Source organism: Collinsella tanakaei (assembly GCF_016900375.1).
Taxonomy (GTDB): domain Bacteria; phylum Actinomycetota; class Coriobacteriia; order Coriobacteriales; family Coriobacteriaceae; genus Collinsella.
Window position 1 is genome coordinate 64,291 of record NZ_JACJKB010000003.1, and the last position, 15,852, is coordinate 80,142.

General features: G+C 67.0%; 12 protein-coding genes. 5 read left to right on the plus strand and 7 right to left on the minus strand.

Annotated features, from left to right (window positions below; translation table 11 throughout):
• Positions 1 to 290 precede the first annotated feature (290 nt).
• The 3 genes from fucO to H6A16_RS02715 all read right to left on the minus strand — a co-directional run bounded on the left by fucO (position 291) and on the right by H6A16_RS02715 (position 3,926).
• The gene (gene fucO, locus H6A16_RS02705; RefSeq protein ID WP_204615897.1) at positions 291 to 1,451 is read right to left on the minus strand and encodes a lactaldehyde reductase; all 1,161 of its coding nucleotides are present in this window, start codon (positions 1,449 to 1,451) and stop codon (positions 291 to 293) included.
• Positions 1,452 to 1,679: 228 nt separating this feature from the next.
• The gene (locus tag H6A16_RS02710; RefSeq protein WP_204615899.1) at positions 1,680 to 3,077 is read right to left on the minus strand and encodes a threonine/serine ThrE exporter family protein; all 1,398 of its coding nucleotides are present in this window, start codon (positions 3,075 to 3,077) and stop codon (positions 1,680 to 1,682) included.
• A gap of 162 nt (positions 3,078 to 3,239) precedes the next feature.
• The gene (locus H6A16_RS02715; protein ID WP_204615901.1) at positions 3,240 to 3,926 is read right to left on the minus strand and encodes a YoaK family protein; all 687 of its coding nucleotides are present in this window, start codon (positions 3,924 to 3,926) and stop codon (positions 3,240 to 3,242) included.
• 239 nt (positions 3,927 to 4,165) lie between these two features.
• Here H6A16_RS02715 and H6A16_RS02720 point away from each other — a divergent pair, with 239 nt between their 5' ends.
• Entirely contained in the window at positions 4,166 to 6,196 is a 2,031-nt protein-coding gene (locus tag H6A16_RS02720) for a YgiQ family radical SAM protein (RefSeq protein WP_204615903.1), read from the plus strand.
• 355 nt (positions 6,197 to 6,551) lie between these two features.
• Here H6A16_RS02720 and H6A16_RS02725 read toward each other — a convergent pair whose 3' ends face one another.
• The 3 genes from H6A16_RS02725 to H6A16_RS02735 form a co-directional block, all read right to left on the minus strand.
• Positions 6,552 to 7,841 carry a CPBP family intramembrane glutamic endopeptidase gene (locus H6A16_RS02725; protein WP_204615904.1) on the minus strand — a complete coding sequence of 430 codons (1,290 nt, stop codon included), beginning with the start codon at positions 7,839 to 7,841 and terminating at the stop codon, positions 6,552 to 6,554.
• 120 nt (positions 7,842 to 7,961) lie between these two features.
• On the minus strand, positions 7,962 to 9,869 hold the full coding sequence (locus H6A16_RS02730; protein ID WP_204615905.1) for a DEAD/DEAH box helicase: 1,908 nt from the start codon (positions 9,867 to 9,869) through the stop codon (positions 7,962 to 7,964).
• Between the two features lie 250 nt (positions 9,870 to 10,119).
• The gene (locus H6A16_RS02735; protein WP_204615906.1) at positions 10,120 to 10,881 is read right to left on the minus strand and encodes a zinc-ribbon domain-containing protein; all 762 of its coding nucleotides are present in this window, start codon (positions 10,879 to 10,881) and stop codon (positions 10,120 to 10,122) included.
• A 180-nt stretch (positions 10,882 to 11,061) separates the two neighbouring features.
• On the opposite strand from H6A16_RS02735, the gene H6A16_RS02740 reads away from it, so the two are divergent.
• The 4 genes from H6A16_RS02740 to H6A16_RS02755 all read left to right on the plus strand — a co-directional run bounded on the left by H6A16_RS02740 (position 11,062) and on the right by H6A16_RS02755 (position 14,688).
• Positions 11,062 to 13,392: a heavy metal translocating P-type ATPase gene (locus tag H6A16_RS02740; protein ID WP_204615907.1), complete on the plus strand. Its 2,331-nt coding sequence runs from the start codon at positions 11,062 to 11,064 to the stop codon at positions 13,390 to 13,392.
• A gap of 158 nt (positions 13,393 to 13,550) precedes the next feature.
• Entirely contained in the window at positions 13,551 to 13,772 is a 222-nt protein-coding gene (locus tag H6A16_RS02745) for a heavy-metal-associated domain-containing protein (protein WP_204615908.1), read from the plus strand.
• Positions 13,773 to 13,777: 5 nt separating this feature from the next.
• Positions 13,778 to 14,050: a metal-sensing transcriptional repressor gene (locus tag H6A16_RS02750; RefSeq protein WP_204615910.1), complete on the plus strand. Its 273-nt coding sequence runs from the start codon at positions 13,778 to 13,780 to the stop codon at positions 14,048 to 14,050.
• A gap of 182 nt (positions 14,051 to 14,232) precedes the next feature.
• Entirely contained in the window at positions 14,233 to 14,688 is a 456-nt protein-coding gene (locus H6A16_RS02755; RefSeq protein WP_204615912.1) for a zinc ribbon domain-containing protein, read from the plus strand.
• Between the two features lie 216 nt (positions 14,689 to 14,904).
• On the opposite strand, the gene H6A16_RS02760 is transcribed toward H6A16_RS02755, so the two are convergent.
• A complete protein-coding gene (locus H6A16_RS02760) occupies positions 14,905 to 15,744 on the minus strand; it encodes a PHP domain-containing protein (protein ID WP_204615914.1) in 840 nt (279 codons plus the stop codon).
• Between the last annotated feature and the right edge of the window lie 108 nt (positions 15,745 to 15,852).

The window sequence follows — 15,852 nt, forward strand, 5'->3', positions numbered from 1 at the left end:
CGGTTGGGGCGGCGGACAGGATGTCGTTTCATCTGCACAGCGCGGTTTTTGCGCTTTAGGCCGACCCGTATTCGACGCGTCCTCCGCCCAATGCTCGCGATCGACCTTGTCGTCCGGTACAAAAGTGGCACATTCATCCAAGCGACCGCAGCAAGGTGCCGCCGACATCCCAATCCGACCGCATATGCGCACCCGGATGAGACTTCGACAAAGAAAACGGCCGGCCTCCCCACTCGGGAAGACCGGCCGTGCAGATGTATGACAGTGGGAACCGTCCTACCTGCCACAAACTACTTCATGATCTTGCGGAACAGCTCCACGACGGTGGCGTGGTCGGCCTCGCGCGGGTTGCCCGGGTAGCAGGCGTCGGCGAGCGCGTCGTCGGCGATCTGGTCGAGCTCGTCCTCGGTGATGGCCTCGCAGACGGTCGGGATGTCGACATCGGCGGACAGCTGGCGCACCGCGGCGATGGCGGCATCGGCCGCCTCGTCGGTCGACATGCCGGTGGTGTCAACACCCATGGCGACGGCGACATCGGCCAGGCGCTCAGCCACGACGGGCTTGTTGAACTCCATGGCGATGGGCAGCAGCATGGCGCAGGCGACGCCGTGCGGAGTGTCGTAGTGCGCGGACAGGGTGTGCGCCATGGCGTGGTCGATGCCCAGACCGACGTTGGAGAAGCCCATGCCGGCGATGTACTGGGCGAGCGCCATGCCCTCGCGGCCTGCGCCGGGCTGACCGCTCTTGGCCTCAGCGACGGCGTCGCGCAGGCTCTTGGCGATGAGCTCGATGGCCTTCAGGTGGAACATGTCGGTGAGCTCCCAGGCGCCCTTCGTGGTGTAGCCCTCGATGGCGTGGGTGAGCGCGTCCATACCGGTGGAGGCGGTGAGGCCGGCGGGCATGGTGGCCATCATCTCGGGATCGACGACGGCGACCTCGGGGGCGTCGTTGGTGTCGACGCACACGAACTTGCGGACCTTCTCGACGTCGGTGATGACGTAGTTGATGGTGACCTCAGCCGCGGTGCCGGCGGTGGTGGGCACGGCGATGGTGAACACGGCGTGGTTCTTGGTGGGGGCGACACCCTCGAGCGAGCGCACGTCGGCGAACTCGGGGTTGTTGATGATGATGCCGATGGCCTTGGCGGTGTCCATGGCGGAGCCGCCGCCGATGGTCACGATGCAGTCGGCCTCAGCGGCCTTGAAGGCCTCGACGCCGTCCTGGACGTTCTTGATGGTGGGGTTGGGCTTGATCTCGGAGTACAGGCTCCAGGTGATGCCGGCCTCGTCGAGCAGGTCAGTGACCTTGGCGGCAACGCCGAACTTCACGAGGTCGGGATCGGTGCAGACGAAGACCTTCTTGAAGCCGCGACGCTCGATCTCGCCCGGAATCTCCTTGATGGCGCCGGAGCCGTGGTAGGAGATGGTGTTCAGAACGATACGATTAGCCATAACATTCTCCTTCTTTCGAGAGGGATGGTCGGCCATCCCTTGCCTTAACGCTCATTTTATGCCTAGCTGCTTGAGAAAATCGCCCTGTCGAGTTGCGATATATCGCCCAATTTCCCTTTTCCGCCGGTGGAAATGGCAAAACGTTTTAGCACCGATTTGCCAACGGTAGGATTCCCCCGGCGAGCGGCGTCCGCCTTCCGGGCCGGGCCCCGCGGGCGGACAATGCCGCTACGAGCAGTAGCGCCAATCCGGATCGGTGATAGCACGCGCCAGGCCGAGGCCCATCGGCAGGAACAACACGATCATGACGGCGCGGATGATCCACTCCATGGCGTCGAGCGTCTGGAACACGCCCATGTAGTACACGGCGCGATACATATACAGGCCAGGCACCATGATCACGATGGACGGCACCGTGATGGAGATGCGCGGGAAGCTCGTCTTGGTCCCCGCCGCCGACGCGAGCAGGCCGGCGGTGACGGCGCCCACGAACGCCGCCGCCTCGGGCGGCATGGCGACGAAGTCCACGAGCGAGAGCCTCAGGGTGTTCGCGATCGCGCCGACCACACCCGCCGTCGCGCACATGCGCATAGGCGAGTTGAACATCATCGAGAACCCGAACACGCCCACGAAGCTCGCCACGAAGCGCAAGATGAGCTCGATGCCCACGCCCAAGCCCTGGTCGGCGAACTCATCGGGATGCAGCTCCACCATCATAGCCACGAGCCAGGCCACGAGCGTCGCCACCACGATCACGGCGACCGCATAGGCCAGACGCTCCAGGCCCGATCGGAAGTCGAGCTTGGCGATGTCGAGCCCGCTCGTGATGAGCGGGAATCCAGGAATGACGAACAGCATGGCGCCGATATAGCCCGCCTCGTGATCGAGCGCGGCCGGCATCGCCAGCGACAGCAGCGACAGGCACCCGAGGTACGTGAGGCACGCGACGGCGACGGCGATGCCGATGGACACGAAGTGCGTCAGGTGCCGGTCGAGCAGATGACGGCGCACGAAGTTGCCGAGACCGGCACCGACGAACGCACAGCCCATCTCGATGGGGCCGCCGCCCAGCAGGAACACGAACGCGGCGCATGCCGCAGCGGACGCCAAGCCGACCTGCCAGGGCGCGTAGTTGCCCGCCGTGTGCTCGATATCATCCATGCGCTCATGGAACTCGCTAACCGTCCAGGTCTTTCCCGCGCGCTGCGCCTCGCACACGAACCGTTCCATAAGCCAGATGCGCTCCGTGTTGACGCCGGTCGTGGGCAGCGAGATGACCTCCGAGAAGCTCCGATGCCCCTCGATGCAGGTGCACTCGATCGTGGTCAGGCTCACTGCGACCGAGATCGTGACCCCCAGCACCTCGGCGATCTTGTTCATGCAGTCGCGAACGCGCCAGCTCCCCGTGCCGCCCGCGAGCTTGAGCAGGCCGGCGCGGCAGATGATCGAGCTCTTGTCGTCGAGGTCGGCGTCGATGGCGAGCATGTCGTCGCAGTCGGTCACCTCATGCCAGGGCACCGCCATGTGGTTTCGATGGCGGATGCGCGCGCGGTGCACATGCGGCAGGGGCGCGTGCGCGATGGCTTCGCGAATTCCCGCGGCGGTCCGTTTCTGCTCGTGGTCCATGGGGCGCCTTTCGATGGGATGCACGGTTTACCCATGGTACCGTGCGGGCGCGCCCGCTTGAAAACAAAGGGGTGTCCAAACCGGACAAGCGGTGCGTTTTGGCGCGCGCAAGGGAGATGCCGGCAGGTCCCCTTCACGCCGGGCGCCCGCGTCCGCCAGGGGCTACGGGCGACCGGCGACCGCCCCTGCGCGGGCGGGCTTGCGCTCGCGATCGATGAACATGATGGCGAACGCCGCGACCAGAAGCCCCGGGCACACGCCGATGGCCATGTGCCCCAGGCGGCCGACGCACCAGTTGCCGAGCACCGCGCCCGCGGCAAAGCAGGCGATCAGACCGAAGTAGAGCAGGCCGTTTTCCAAAAAGCCGCGGTCGCGGTTGAGCAGGTAGTCGTCCATGTTCTGCATGGCGGAACGCAGGTTGCCGATGCACATGGTCGTGGCGATGCCGTGCCCGTGGATCTTCCGGAACGACTCGACCTGCATGCCGCACGCGAACGACGTCACGCAGTTCGCCGCGACATCGGGCACGATGAAGGCGACGGCGAGCAGGGCGGCCGCCTCGAGCAGCACGATGACCTGCCTCCAGTGCAGCGCGCTCGAAAAGCGGCAATGGACGAGATCGGCGATCACGATGCCCGCGGCGAACGCGAGCACCGGCAGCGCGTAGTGGACCATGCCGGCCCAATCGCCCTCGGAAAGATGCACGCCGCACAGCAGGATGTTTCCCGTTTGCGCGTTGGCGAACACCCCGCCACGCGCCATGTAGGAATAGGCGTCCATGAATCCCCCGGCAAGGGCCATGATGACGCCGAGCTCGATGGAATCGGATATCTGACGTGCACGCTCCATGGCGCCCTCTCCCCTTCATGTCGAGCGGAGCGCACCGCGCCCGCCCCGTCGTCTTGCGCCGCGATCCCACAGCGACGCGCCCGCTGAGCCGCACGACGAATCGAGCGGCCAGCAGAAAAGCGTAGCGTAATCGTGCGCACCCCGCGCAAAAACGAGATACGGTAATCGAATTGGTACAATTCGACACGATCAGAATCGCGCGATGCCCGCCACCGCGCAGGTAATGGATTGGAGTCCCCATGGCCGACCGCTCGCAGTTCCTTCCCGTCTCCCGCGCCGACATGGACGCGCGCGGCTGGGATGCCTGCGATTTCGTCTACGTCTGCGGCGACGCGTACGTGGATCACCCCTCGTTCGGCATGGCCATCATCACGCGGGTGCTCGAGGCGCACGGATACCGCGTCGGCATCATCTGCCAGCCGGATTGGCGCGACCCCTCAAGCATCGCCGCGCTCGGCGAGCCGCGCCTGGGCTTTTTGGTCTCCGCGGGCAACATGGACTCCATGGTCAACCACTACTCCGTCACCAAGCATCGTCGCCGAACCGACGCCTACACGCCCGGCGGCGTCGCGGGCGCGCGGCCCAACCACGCCGCCGCCGTCTACGGCAACCTCATCCGCCGCACATTCAAGCACGTCCCCATCATCTTGGGCGGCATCGAGGCGAGCCTGCGCCGCCTCGCCCACTACGATTACTGGTCCGACTCCCTCAAGCGGAGCATCCTGCTCGATTCCGGCGCGGACCTCGTCATCTACGGCATGGGCGAGCACGCCGTCGTCGAGGTCGCCGATGCGTTGGCGGCAGGGCTTCCCGTGGAGCAGATCACCTACGTGCCCGGAACCGTCTACCGCGTGAGCGGAGGCGCCGACGCGCTCGCCGAGGTCTACGACTACGAGATGCTGCCCTCGTGGGACGAGCTCTCAGCCGACCGTCTGGCCTACGCGCGCAGCTTCGCCCTGCAGTACCGGAACATGGATCCCATCACGGGCAGCAGACTGGTCGAGCCCTATCCGCACGGCGTGTACGTGGTGCAGAATCCGCCGGCCGCCCCTCTCACCACCGAGGAGCTGGACGCCGTCTACGAGCTCCCCTATGCGCGCGCCTGGCACCCCGACTACGACGCGGCCGGCGGCGTGCCCGCGTTTTCCGAGATCAAGTTCTCCATCACGTCCAACCGCGGCTGCTTCGGCGAGTGCTCGTTTTGCGCGCTCGCCTTCCACCAGGGGCGCATGCTGCAGGTCCGCAGCCGCGAGAGCATCATCCGCGAGGCGAAGGCCCTCACGCGCGACCCCGACTTCAAGGGATACATAAACGACGTGGGCGGCCCCACAGCGAACTTCTTCCGCCCCGCTTGCGACAAGCAGCACGAGCACGGCGTATGCACGAACCGCCGCTGCCTGTGGCCGACCGTCTGCAAGAACATGGTCGTCGACGAGGACGGCTACGCCGACCTGCTGCGCGACCTGCGCCGCCTGCCCGACGTGAAGAAGGTCTTCGTGCGCAGCGGCATCCGCTTCGATTACGCCATGGCCGACCGCTCCGATATGTTTCTGGAGGAGCTCGTGCGCCATCACGTGAGCGGACAGCTCCGCCTGGCGCCCGAGCACGTGAGCGACGCCGTGCTCTCCGTCATGGGCAAGCCGAGCCGCGCCGTGTACGACGCGTTCTGCAAGCGCTTCCGCGAGCTTTCCGCGCGCTGCGGGCTCGAACAGTATGTGGTGCCGTACCTGATCAGCAGCCATCCCGGCTCGACCATGAAGGAAGCGGTCGAGCTCGCCGAGGCCGTGCGCGACATGGGCTACATGCCCGAGCAGGTACAGGACTTCTACCCCACCCCGTCCACGATGTCCACCTGCATGTACTACACGGGCGTCGACCCGCGCACCATGGAACCCATCTACGTTGCGCGCGATGCGCACGAGAAGGCGATGCAGCGCGCGCTCATCCAGTATCGCAAGCCCGAGAACTACAAGCTCGTGCGCGAGGCGCTCGTGCGCGCAGGCCGCGAGGACCTGATCGGCTACGGTAAGAACTGCCTGATCAGGCCCGTGCCCCCGAAGCCCGGCGAGCAGCAGGCCGGGTCCAAACGCGGCAAGGGCGGTGGCAAGGCGCCGCGCGGCAAGGGCGCCCAGGGCGGGTCGCGCGGCCAGGCTTCAGGCAAGGGCGGCGGCGGACGCGGAGGAAAGGGCGGTCCCATGGGCGCCGCCCCGCACGGGCGCAACCGCGCAGCCCAGGGCCGCGAGGGAGCCCGTGGCGGACGCAGGCGCTAGGCAGGAGACCTGCACCGTGGCAGCGCAAGAAGCGCTGCCACGACACGGATGGGCCCCGCTTGGCCGCAGCTGATCACCAGCTGCGGCCAAGCGGGGCCCGTTTATGCAGGAAGTACGGGGCTTTTTCCGCACTGGAAAGCCCCTCGGTACCAAAAACGCGACTTTTGAGATACCCCACCAGTTTGATAGGCTGAGTATGCCCTATTCGAAGCCACCTAAATGCATACGAGAACATGCGTTTTCGCAGGTCGCGAATGCCTCAATGTATAAAACGCAGCGACGGCAATTTGACTGCCCTGCATACCCTCTCAAAAGTCGCGGATTTGACACCAGCCCTTCTCAGCCGATGCCAAACCTATCTGCGGACCGGCATCTCGGCCTGAGTGGACGGCGCGCTCGTGCGCACGAAGATCGCCGCGCCCGCCACGGTGACGAGCACCGCGAGAAGAACCGCCGGCATCACGCCGGCAAACTCGAAGACTCCCGAGATCTCGCCTACGAAATACGATGAGAAGTTCACCACAAGATGTAGACCCATCGACCATGCCAAGCTGCCCGTGCGCCACACGAGCCAGCCGAGCACGAGGCCGAGCAGAAACGCGTAGGTTCCCTGCACGATGTTCAGGTGAAGGATGCCGAACAGCAAGGCCTGAATCGTGTTGGCAATCCAGAAGCGAGAAGGGGGCACCGCGGGAAGCCGCCGGGCGGGCATGCCGGTCCTTTGGCACCACCTGCGGTCGCGCCAACGCGCCGACCATGCAGGGCACACCGCACGCAAGGCGAACTCCAAGATGACGCCACGGCAGGCGAGCTCTTCGGTCAGCGGTGCGCCGATGGCAACGACCAGAAGCGACAGCACGGTGAGCTCGTTCATGACGGGATCGCTCATGAGCTCGGTGTATTCGGCCTCGAGGTCGGGCACGAGCGGCAGCACGAAGGTCAACGCATAGCCCACGAGCAGCTGGAACCCGATACCCATGAGCACGATCGCCGCCACGCGCAAGACGGTCGAACCAGCCGCCTTGCGCGACGACGAACGCCGCATGGTGATGAGCGACCCGTGCCTCAGGTGGCGCCACCAGGGCAAAAAGACAGCCAGGCATCCGATTTCCGCCACAAGCATAAGGGGGCCGAGAAACTCGGTCTCGAGGTCGGAGGCAGAAAAGCTCTGGAACGCGAAGAGCGAGACGACCATGAGCGCGATGGCCCCCGCAGCCGTGAAGACGACCTGGCTTGCGAGCACCGAGCAGAAGCCACCGAACGCAGCGAGCAACCATGTCAGCGCGTTGCGCAGCGGCGAGACGGGCTTGTCCGATGGGCGCGGGGGAAGCTGTCCCTCTCCCATCGCGATAGACGCCGTGGCAGCGGGCCCGTGGGTGTCGTCGGAATGCGGTGCGGCATGCCGCCCGCTGGATGCCTCGAGATCCTGATAACGAAGAAGCGCTGGGTTCGTGGCGGATGCCGGGACATAGCCGGCCATCACCGTCTCGCGTTCAGGTGAGGGCGCATGCTCCGCCGGGCGCGGGGCAAAATGCGCCGGGCGATAGGACTGCCGCTCGAAATCGCTCCCGCTGCCTGACGGGCGGGCGGAAGGCGGGGCCATATGACGCCCGATGGGGGCGCCGTTTGTCTGCTGGTCGCTCATGAGATCACCTCCCGAACAGTATCCCCGAAGCGCCAGCATCCCATACGGCTAACCGCCCGATGCGCAGCAACAACCCACCCAAGAAAAAGAGGGCCGCCGAAGCGACCCCCTCTCATGAAGCTATCGACGCCCGCCGCGATCGCCCGGGCGACGGCCGGTGCGGCCGCGCCCCTGCTGACCGTAGCTTCCACGGTTATCGCGCCCGCCGGCACGGCCGCCGCGCGAGCCGGACGGACGGCGCCCCTCGCGCGAGCCGGGCTCGTCGTAGTTGCGCCAGTCGTTGCGCTCGCCCTGGGAGGCGCGACCGGTGCGCGAGCCGCGTGCCGGGCGTCCCGAGCGGGTGCGCTCCCCTCGCGCCTCATCGCGACCGTGCGCGGCATCGCGACGGGAGCGCTCGGGCGCATCGCCGGCAAAGCGCTCGGCGCGGCGAGCGGCGCGGTTCTGAGCGCGATCCGCGTGGCCACCGCGCTCGACGGCACGCTCGGTGCGCGTCGTCTCGACCGCCTCGTCCGCATGCACGCGAACCCTGCCCGGACGCTTGCGCGACGACGGGCGCGACGAGCTCTCCTCGCGCTCGACGCGGGCGGTATCGCGGGCGGCGCGGCGCTCGATGTCGCGCTGGCGCGGCGAGCGCTGACGGCCCTCGCGGGAGGCGCGTTCGCGCTTCTCCGCCGCTTTCTTCGCACGCTGCTTACGGCGCTTCTTCTCCTTCTTGCCCGCAGGATGCGATGCCGGCACGCGGTCGGGGTCGACATGCGGTGCGGCCTCGCCCGTCTCGATGCCCGAGGCATCGTACATATCGGCGGTCTTGCCCATGAGGGCCTCGATGTCGTAGAACTCCGCCACGTCCTCCTTCGTGACGAACGTGAGCGACCAGCCCTCCTCGCCGGCACGGCCCGTGCGGCCGATGCGGTGGATGTAGTCGGTCGGCTCCTCGGGCACGTCGAAGTTCACGACGTAGCGCACGTCGGTGATGTCGATGCCGCGCGCGAGCACGTCGGTCGCCACGAGCACCTGCACCTTGCCCTCGCGGAAATCGCGCAGAGCGCGCTCGCGCTGGGCCTGGCTGCGATCGCCGTGGATGGCGGCGCAGGTGATGCCCGCGCGGCCGAGCCTGCGCGCGCAGGTGTCGGCGCGGCGCTTGGTGCGAACGAAGACGATGGCGCGCTCGGCACCCTCCTTCTTGAGCACGGCGGTCAGGGCGCCGTTCTTGGCGTCGAGCGACACGGGCAGCACGTACTGGTCGACCGTATCGGCCGTCGAGGTCACCGGGGCGATCTCGACGCGCGCGGGATCGCGCACCAGATCGGTGATGGAGCTCACGCGGCTCTCGTCGAGCGTCGCCGAGAACAGCAGGGTCTGGCGCTCGTCGCGGCACTCCCCCACGATGCGGCGCACCTGGGGCAGAAATCCCATGTCGAGCATGCGGTCGGCCTCATCGAGCACGAGCACCGACACCTCGTCGAGGTTCGCGGACCCCTGCTCGATCAGGTCCACGAGGCGGCCGGGCGTGGCCACGAGGATATCGCAGCCGCGGGCGAGCGCCTGCTTCTGGGGCACGTAGCCCACGCCGCCCACCACGGTCACGGCAACGTGGCGCGTGCGCGCGGCGACGGCGCGGCAGACCTCCTCGATCTGCTGGGCGAGCTCGCGGGTCGGCGTGATCACGAGCATCGAGGGGCCGCGACCGCGGGCGGCGTTGGCGCGACGACGGCCGCGCTGGCCCTTCTTGGCGGGCGGCACCACGTGCGGGAGGCGATCCATGATCGGCAGTAGGAATGCCGCGGTCTTGCCGGTACCCGTCTGGGCAGCGGCAAGCAGGTCGCGACCGGCAAGCACCTCGGGGATGGCCGCCGCCTGCACGGGCGTCGGCGTCTCGTAGCCCATGTCGGCCACCGCGGCAAGCACGGTCTCGGACAGCCCGAGGTCGGCGAAGCGCACCGTCTTTGCGGCGGACATGGACTCACGCGTCTCGTCGACAGCCTGGATATCGGCCGCCGGGCGAAGATCATGTTCAGTTGTAGGCATAGAGCGTTGCTCCGTTTCTGCACGGCATGTCGGCAGCGCGCAGCGTGCCGGCATCAGCCGAGCTGGTACATCATATCTATCATGGCGGTTCGCGCACGGAGCGCCGTGATACGGCCGCTCGCACGGATGCGCGATGGAGCAGGATCCGCCGCAGGAAAGTATACGGATGGGGTGGCCACGCGCTGTGGGCAAGCGATGGAGTCACCCGAAGACCACGAATCGTCCGCATCCTGCCAGAAAGTGCAGGCGCCTACTTCAGCTTCGTGCCGCACTCCATGCAGAACAGGTCGTCGTCATCGACGGGCTTGCCGCAGCTCGGGCAGACAGGCTGCGCCGAAGACGCATCCGCGACATCCGAGGAGCCCGGCTCGCCAGGACCGGGTGCCGGCGCCTCGGCAGATGCGCCGGCGGCAATACCCGCCTTCGCAGCAGCCTGGGCCTCGGCGATGTTGCAGCCGCAGGCGATGCAGAAGACCGCATCCGGAACGAGGGGCTCGCCGCACCGCGGGCACGCGGTCGGGACGGCCGGCGTCGCCGCCTCCTGCTCGGCGCGGCGGCGCGCAGCAACCTCGGCACGCACCTCGGACGCCGGGCGTCCGCATCCGCCGCAGAAGCGGTTCTCGGGCTCGACGGCCGTCCCGCAAAACGGACAGGTGCACGGGCCATCCTCGTCTTGCTCCACCGCGGCAAGGCGGGGCGCCTCGGCGGCAGCGCGCTCGGCCGCCCGACGCGCCTCCAGCTCGGCGACGATGCCGCGCGCCTCCTCCACGCACCGATCGATCTCGGCATCGCTCGCCGCGATGCCGTCGTAGAGCGCCTCGCGCCCTGCACGGAAATGCGCGTCGGCCGCCGTCGCCTCATACAGGGAGGCGCCCAGGAGCTGCTCCCAGCTCATGCGCTGGCTGCCTGCATCCTCCACCCGCTTCATCAGCCGGTCGAATGCGGAGCGCTCCTCCGGAGGTGCGCTTCCCGCCAGCTCCTGCAGGGTATCGAGTGCGTCGGTTGCCTTCACGGTGCCTCCCATCGGTCGTCATGCAAACAGCATACCCCTCAATCCCGCATGCGCGAGCATCATCCCCACACGAAAGCCCATTCATACTGGACACCCCCCGGGGGTGTAGGTGTATGATGTGTTCAAGCAAAGGCACCCCCAGGGGGTATTCCCTCTGGGCCATCCATAGAAAGGAGCCCCATGGCTCACGAGAAATTCGATGTGGGAGGCATGACCTGCGCAGCATGCCAAGCGCATGTGGACAAGGCGGTCTGCAGCCTCGCCGGCGTGAACGACGTCTCGGTGAACTTGCTTTCCGGATCGATGACCGTCGACTACGACGAGTCGCAGCTCACCCCCGAAGACATCTGCGCCGCGGTCGACCACGCCGGCTACTCAGCCTCCCCCGTGGCAGCTGCCGGCGCAGGCGGCGCCGTCGCGGCGGGACCGGGCGCTGCCCATCACGAGAGTCCCACCAAGAAGCTCGAAGCGGCTGCCGCCGCCATGAAGACGCGCCTGATCGTCTCCATCATCTTCTTGATCCCCCTCTTCTATATCGGCATGGGGCATATGCTGAGCTGGCCGCTGCCCACCGTCTTCACCGACCACATCCACTCGATGACGCTTGCGCTCACCATGTTCATGCTGCTCCTGCCCATCCTGTACATGAACCGCGCGTACTTCATCAACGGCTTCAAATCGCTTGCCCACCGCGCCCCGACCATGGACGCGCTCATCGCCATCGGCGCCACGGCGAGCGTGGCGTGGTCGGTCTACGCCATGTTCCTCATGGCCGACCAGCTGGCGTACGGCGACGTGCACGGCGCCGCCGCGACCGCCATGGACAACCTGTACCTCGAGAGCGCGGGCACCATCCTCACGCTCGTGACCGTGGGCAAGTACCTGGAGACGCGCTCCAAATCCAAGACGGGTTCGGCCATCGAGGCGCTCATCGACCTCACCCCCAAGACCGCCTGCGTGGTGGAATCCGATGGCAGCGAGCGCACGGTCGACGTCGACGCCATCCAGGTGGGTCAGACCGTGCGTGTGCGCCCCGGGGAATCGGTGCCGGTCGACGGCATCGTGCTCGAGGGCACATCGGCGATCGACGAGGCGGCGCTCACGGGCGAGTCCATCCCCGTCGAGAAGAACCCCGGCGACACCGTGCACGCCGCGACGGTCAACCGCACCGGCTCCTTCACCTTCCGCGCGACGCGCGTGGGTGCCGACACGAGCCTCGCCAAGATCATCCAGCTCGTGGAGGACGCCAACGCGACGAAGGCGCCCATCGCGCGCCTGGCCGATAAGGTCGCCGGCGTGTTCGTCCCCGCGGTGCTCGTCATCGCGCTCGTGACGTTCATCATCTGGATGGCGCTCACCGGCAACATCAACGAGGCGCTGACCGCCGGCGTGGCGGTCGTGGTCATCAGCTGCCCGTGCGCCCTCGGCCTGGCGACACCTGTGGCCATCATGGTGGGAACCGGCAAGGGCGCCGAGATGGGCGTGCTGTTCAAGAGCGCCGAGGCGCTGGAGACCCTGCACGATGTGGACACCGTCGTGCTCGACAAGACCGGAACCGTGACGCAGGGCCGCCCCGCCGTCACCGATATCCTTCCCGCCGTACGGGCCGACGGGTCGACCATGAGCGAAAAGCAGCTGCTGAAACTCGCTTGCGCCCTCGAGAAGCAAAGCGAGCACCCACTTGCCGAGGCGATCATGGCCGAGGCGGATGCGCGCGGCATCGTGGCGCGCCCCGTGGCCGACTTCGCCGCCGTGCCGGGCCGCGGCGTGACCGCGCGCGAGGGTCAAAACGCCATCGCAGCCGGCAACGCCCAGCTCATGGCCGAACTCGGCATCGAGGTGGACCGCTCGCAGCTCGAGGCCTTCGCCCGCGCAGGCAAGACGCCGCTGTTCTTTGCACGAAACGGCGAGCTCGCCGGCACGATCGCCGTGGCCGACGAGGTCAAGCCCACAAGCCGTGCCGCCATCGAGGCCCTCGGGCGCCTGGGCGTGCGCGCGGTCATGCTCACCGGCGACAACCACCTGACCGCGCGCGCCATCGCGCAGGCCGTGGGCCTTGCCGACGACGCCGTGATCGCCGACGTGATGCCCGCCGACAAGGAGCGCCACGTGCGCGAGCTGCAGGAGCAGGGACATACGGTCGCCATGGTGGGCGACGGCATCAACGACTCCCCCGCCCTGGCGCGCGCCGACGTCGGCCTCGCCATCGGCGCCGGCGCCGACGTTGCCAAGGAGGGCGCCAGCGTCGTGCTCATGCACAGCGACCTGCTCGATGTGGCGCGCGCCATCGAGCTCTCGCGCGCGGTCATCCGCAATATCAAGCAGGACCTGTTCTGGGCGCTGTTCTACAACAGCCTGGGCATCCCGCTCGCCGCCGGCGTCCTCTACCCGATTCTGGGTTGGCAGCTCTCGCCCATGTTCGGCGCCGCCGCCATGAGCCTGTCGAGCGTATGCGTGGTGACCAATGCCCTGCGTCTTCGCACCTTCCGCTCCAAAATCGTGGGAGAATGAAGGGCAAGATCGGGCATCTGAGCGACAAAGTCAACCAGGCCCCGTCAGATGCCCCAGATTGGGGCGAAAGAGGAGGGAGCACGCCTCGTGCGCGGCAACCGACCGAATGAGCCCCAAGGTGGGGCATCTGACGGGGCCGTTCAGAAAGGAGTAGAGCTATGAAGTTTACGATCAAGACTGAGGGTCTGCACTGCGGCCACTGCGACGCCGCTGTGGAGAGCGCGCTGCTCAACGTGGAGCACGTGACCGACGCAGACGCCGACCACGAGACCAACGTCGTCGTCGCCGAGTGCGATGAGGTCGTGGCACCCGAGGACCTCATCGCCGCCGTCGAGGGCGCCGGCGAGGGCTTCAAGGTCGTCGACATCCAGGTGGCATAACCGCCATGATGGCCGACCACGCGCGCATCACGCGCCTGCTCAAGACCGCGCGGGGGCAGATCGACGGAATCCTTCGCATGGTGGAGGACGACCGCTACTGCATCGACATCTCCACCCAGCTCATGGCAACCGAATCGCTGCTCGCGCGCATCAACGCCGACGTGCTCAAGGCTCACGTGGAGGGCTGCGTGCGCACGGCCATGGAATCCGGCGACGAGAGCGAGAAGGCGGAAAAGCTCGCTGAGATCGAGACCGTGATCGAGAAGCTCGCGAAGTAATCGCCGACGCCAGCGATCTGCAACCGCTCGTTGACCCAAGCGCCCGGAATCGTCCCTGCGACGCCGGGCGCTGGTTTTTGCACGGAACTTATGCCCAAGACGGGCAGTTTTCGGCATGCCGCGCAAAAACAGGTAAAATCGTGCCTGTTCGTATCTTTACTAGGAAACGAGGCTAAGGAATCATGCAGGATTTCATGAATGGCCGTCGCGGCGCCGATGAACTCACGACCGCGCTCGGCGCCCTGAGCATGGTGTTCGCGCTGATCGGCTCGATCTTCTCGCTCCCCGTGCTGGGTTGGATCGCGCTGATCATCGTCGTGCTCGCGCTGGTGCGCGCCTTCTCCACCAACATCGCCGCCCGCGAGCGCGAGAACAACATGTTCCTCGACGCCGTCGGCAAGCTTCCCTTCGCCAAGGGCGCTGCCTCCCAGGGCGCCAGCCGCCAGCAGAGCGCCCAGAGCGCTCCGAGCGACTTCGATCGCAAGAAGCGTACCGCTCAGAAGATGTGGGACAACCGCAAGACCACGATGTACTTCAAGTGCAAGAACTGCGGCCAGATGCTCTCCGTCCCCCGCGGCAAGGGTCGCATCCGCGTCACCTGCCCGCGCTGCGGCACCAAGGTCGAGAAGAAGTCCTAAGGTGCCGATCGCCCGTATATCGCCTTTGCAAGACCGCCCCGATTGCCGGGGCGGTCTTTTCTATATCGCGGCCCAAGCAGCGGCACGTGAGCGCGTCCGCCTTTCCCACAAAGAATGAGATTCCCGACAGGCAGCACCCGATTTCGGCCTCTACCTGTCGGGAATCTCATACTTTGCGGGGAAAGCGGAAACGCGCGCACGCGTCGTTATCGCGGCCTACGCGATGGGCATGGCCTCCCAGGAGCCATCGGCGCGCGGCACCTCGACCGTACGGTAGCCGATGCGCGCCGCATGGTCGTAAGCGGCGGCGATGCCGTCGCAGATGTCGCCCGGCACGTGGCCGTCGGAACCCACGGAAATCGGCACACCTGCCTGGAAGAAGCGCTCGAGCAGGCCTTCTGCGGGATAGTAATCGCCCACGCCCTTGCGCCAGCCGGCGGTCGAAAGCTCCACGCGCTTGCCTGTGTCGCGGGCGCAGGCGACCATCTCGTCCCACAGCGGCGCCAGGTCGATTGTAGGCGCGAACCCGTCGTTCGCAAAGCGCATGGCTAGGTCGGGATGGGCCATGATGTCGAACAGCGGGCACGAGCAGGCGGCGCACCACGTCTCGCAGTAGCGGCGCCACACCTCGTCTGCACCGAGCTCCTCCCAGATGTGCCGGTCGCTCGTGTCGTCGATCCACGCGCCGCCGTCCTGCGGCCCCAGCCAGTGCACCGAGCCCAGGCGCACCTGGGCGCCAGCGCTCCAGCGGACGATGTTGTCCTCGCAGCCCTCGTACCAGTCGCATTCGAAGCCGTAGAGGTACTCGAGATCAGGATGTGCGTCGCGCGCGGCCTCCCACGCAGCCCGGTGCGCCGCAAGCTCATCTGTCGTCACCTGGACCTCGCCTTCGGGATCCATGATGCGCGGCAGCGTGAGGTGGTCGGTCGACACGATCACACGGGCGCCGGCGGCACGTGCGGCCTCGGCGTTTTGCTCGAAGGTGCCCACTCCGTCGGAGAAATGCGTATGGGTATGGGTGTCCACGATGGAACGCGGCGGAAGTGCGATGGGCATGGCATCCCCTTTCACGGCAGCATTCAGGGTGACCGCCTCCATTCGCGCCAAGCGGCGCAAGACGGCCTCCCTTATTGTCCCAAAACGGCAGAGGGCCATGTGCGGGAG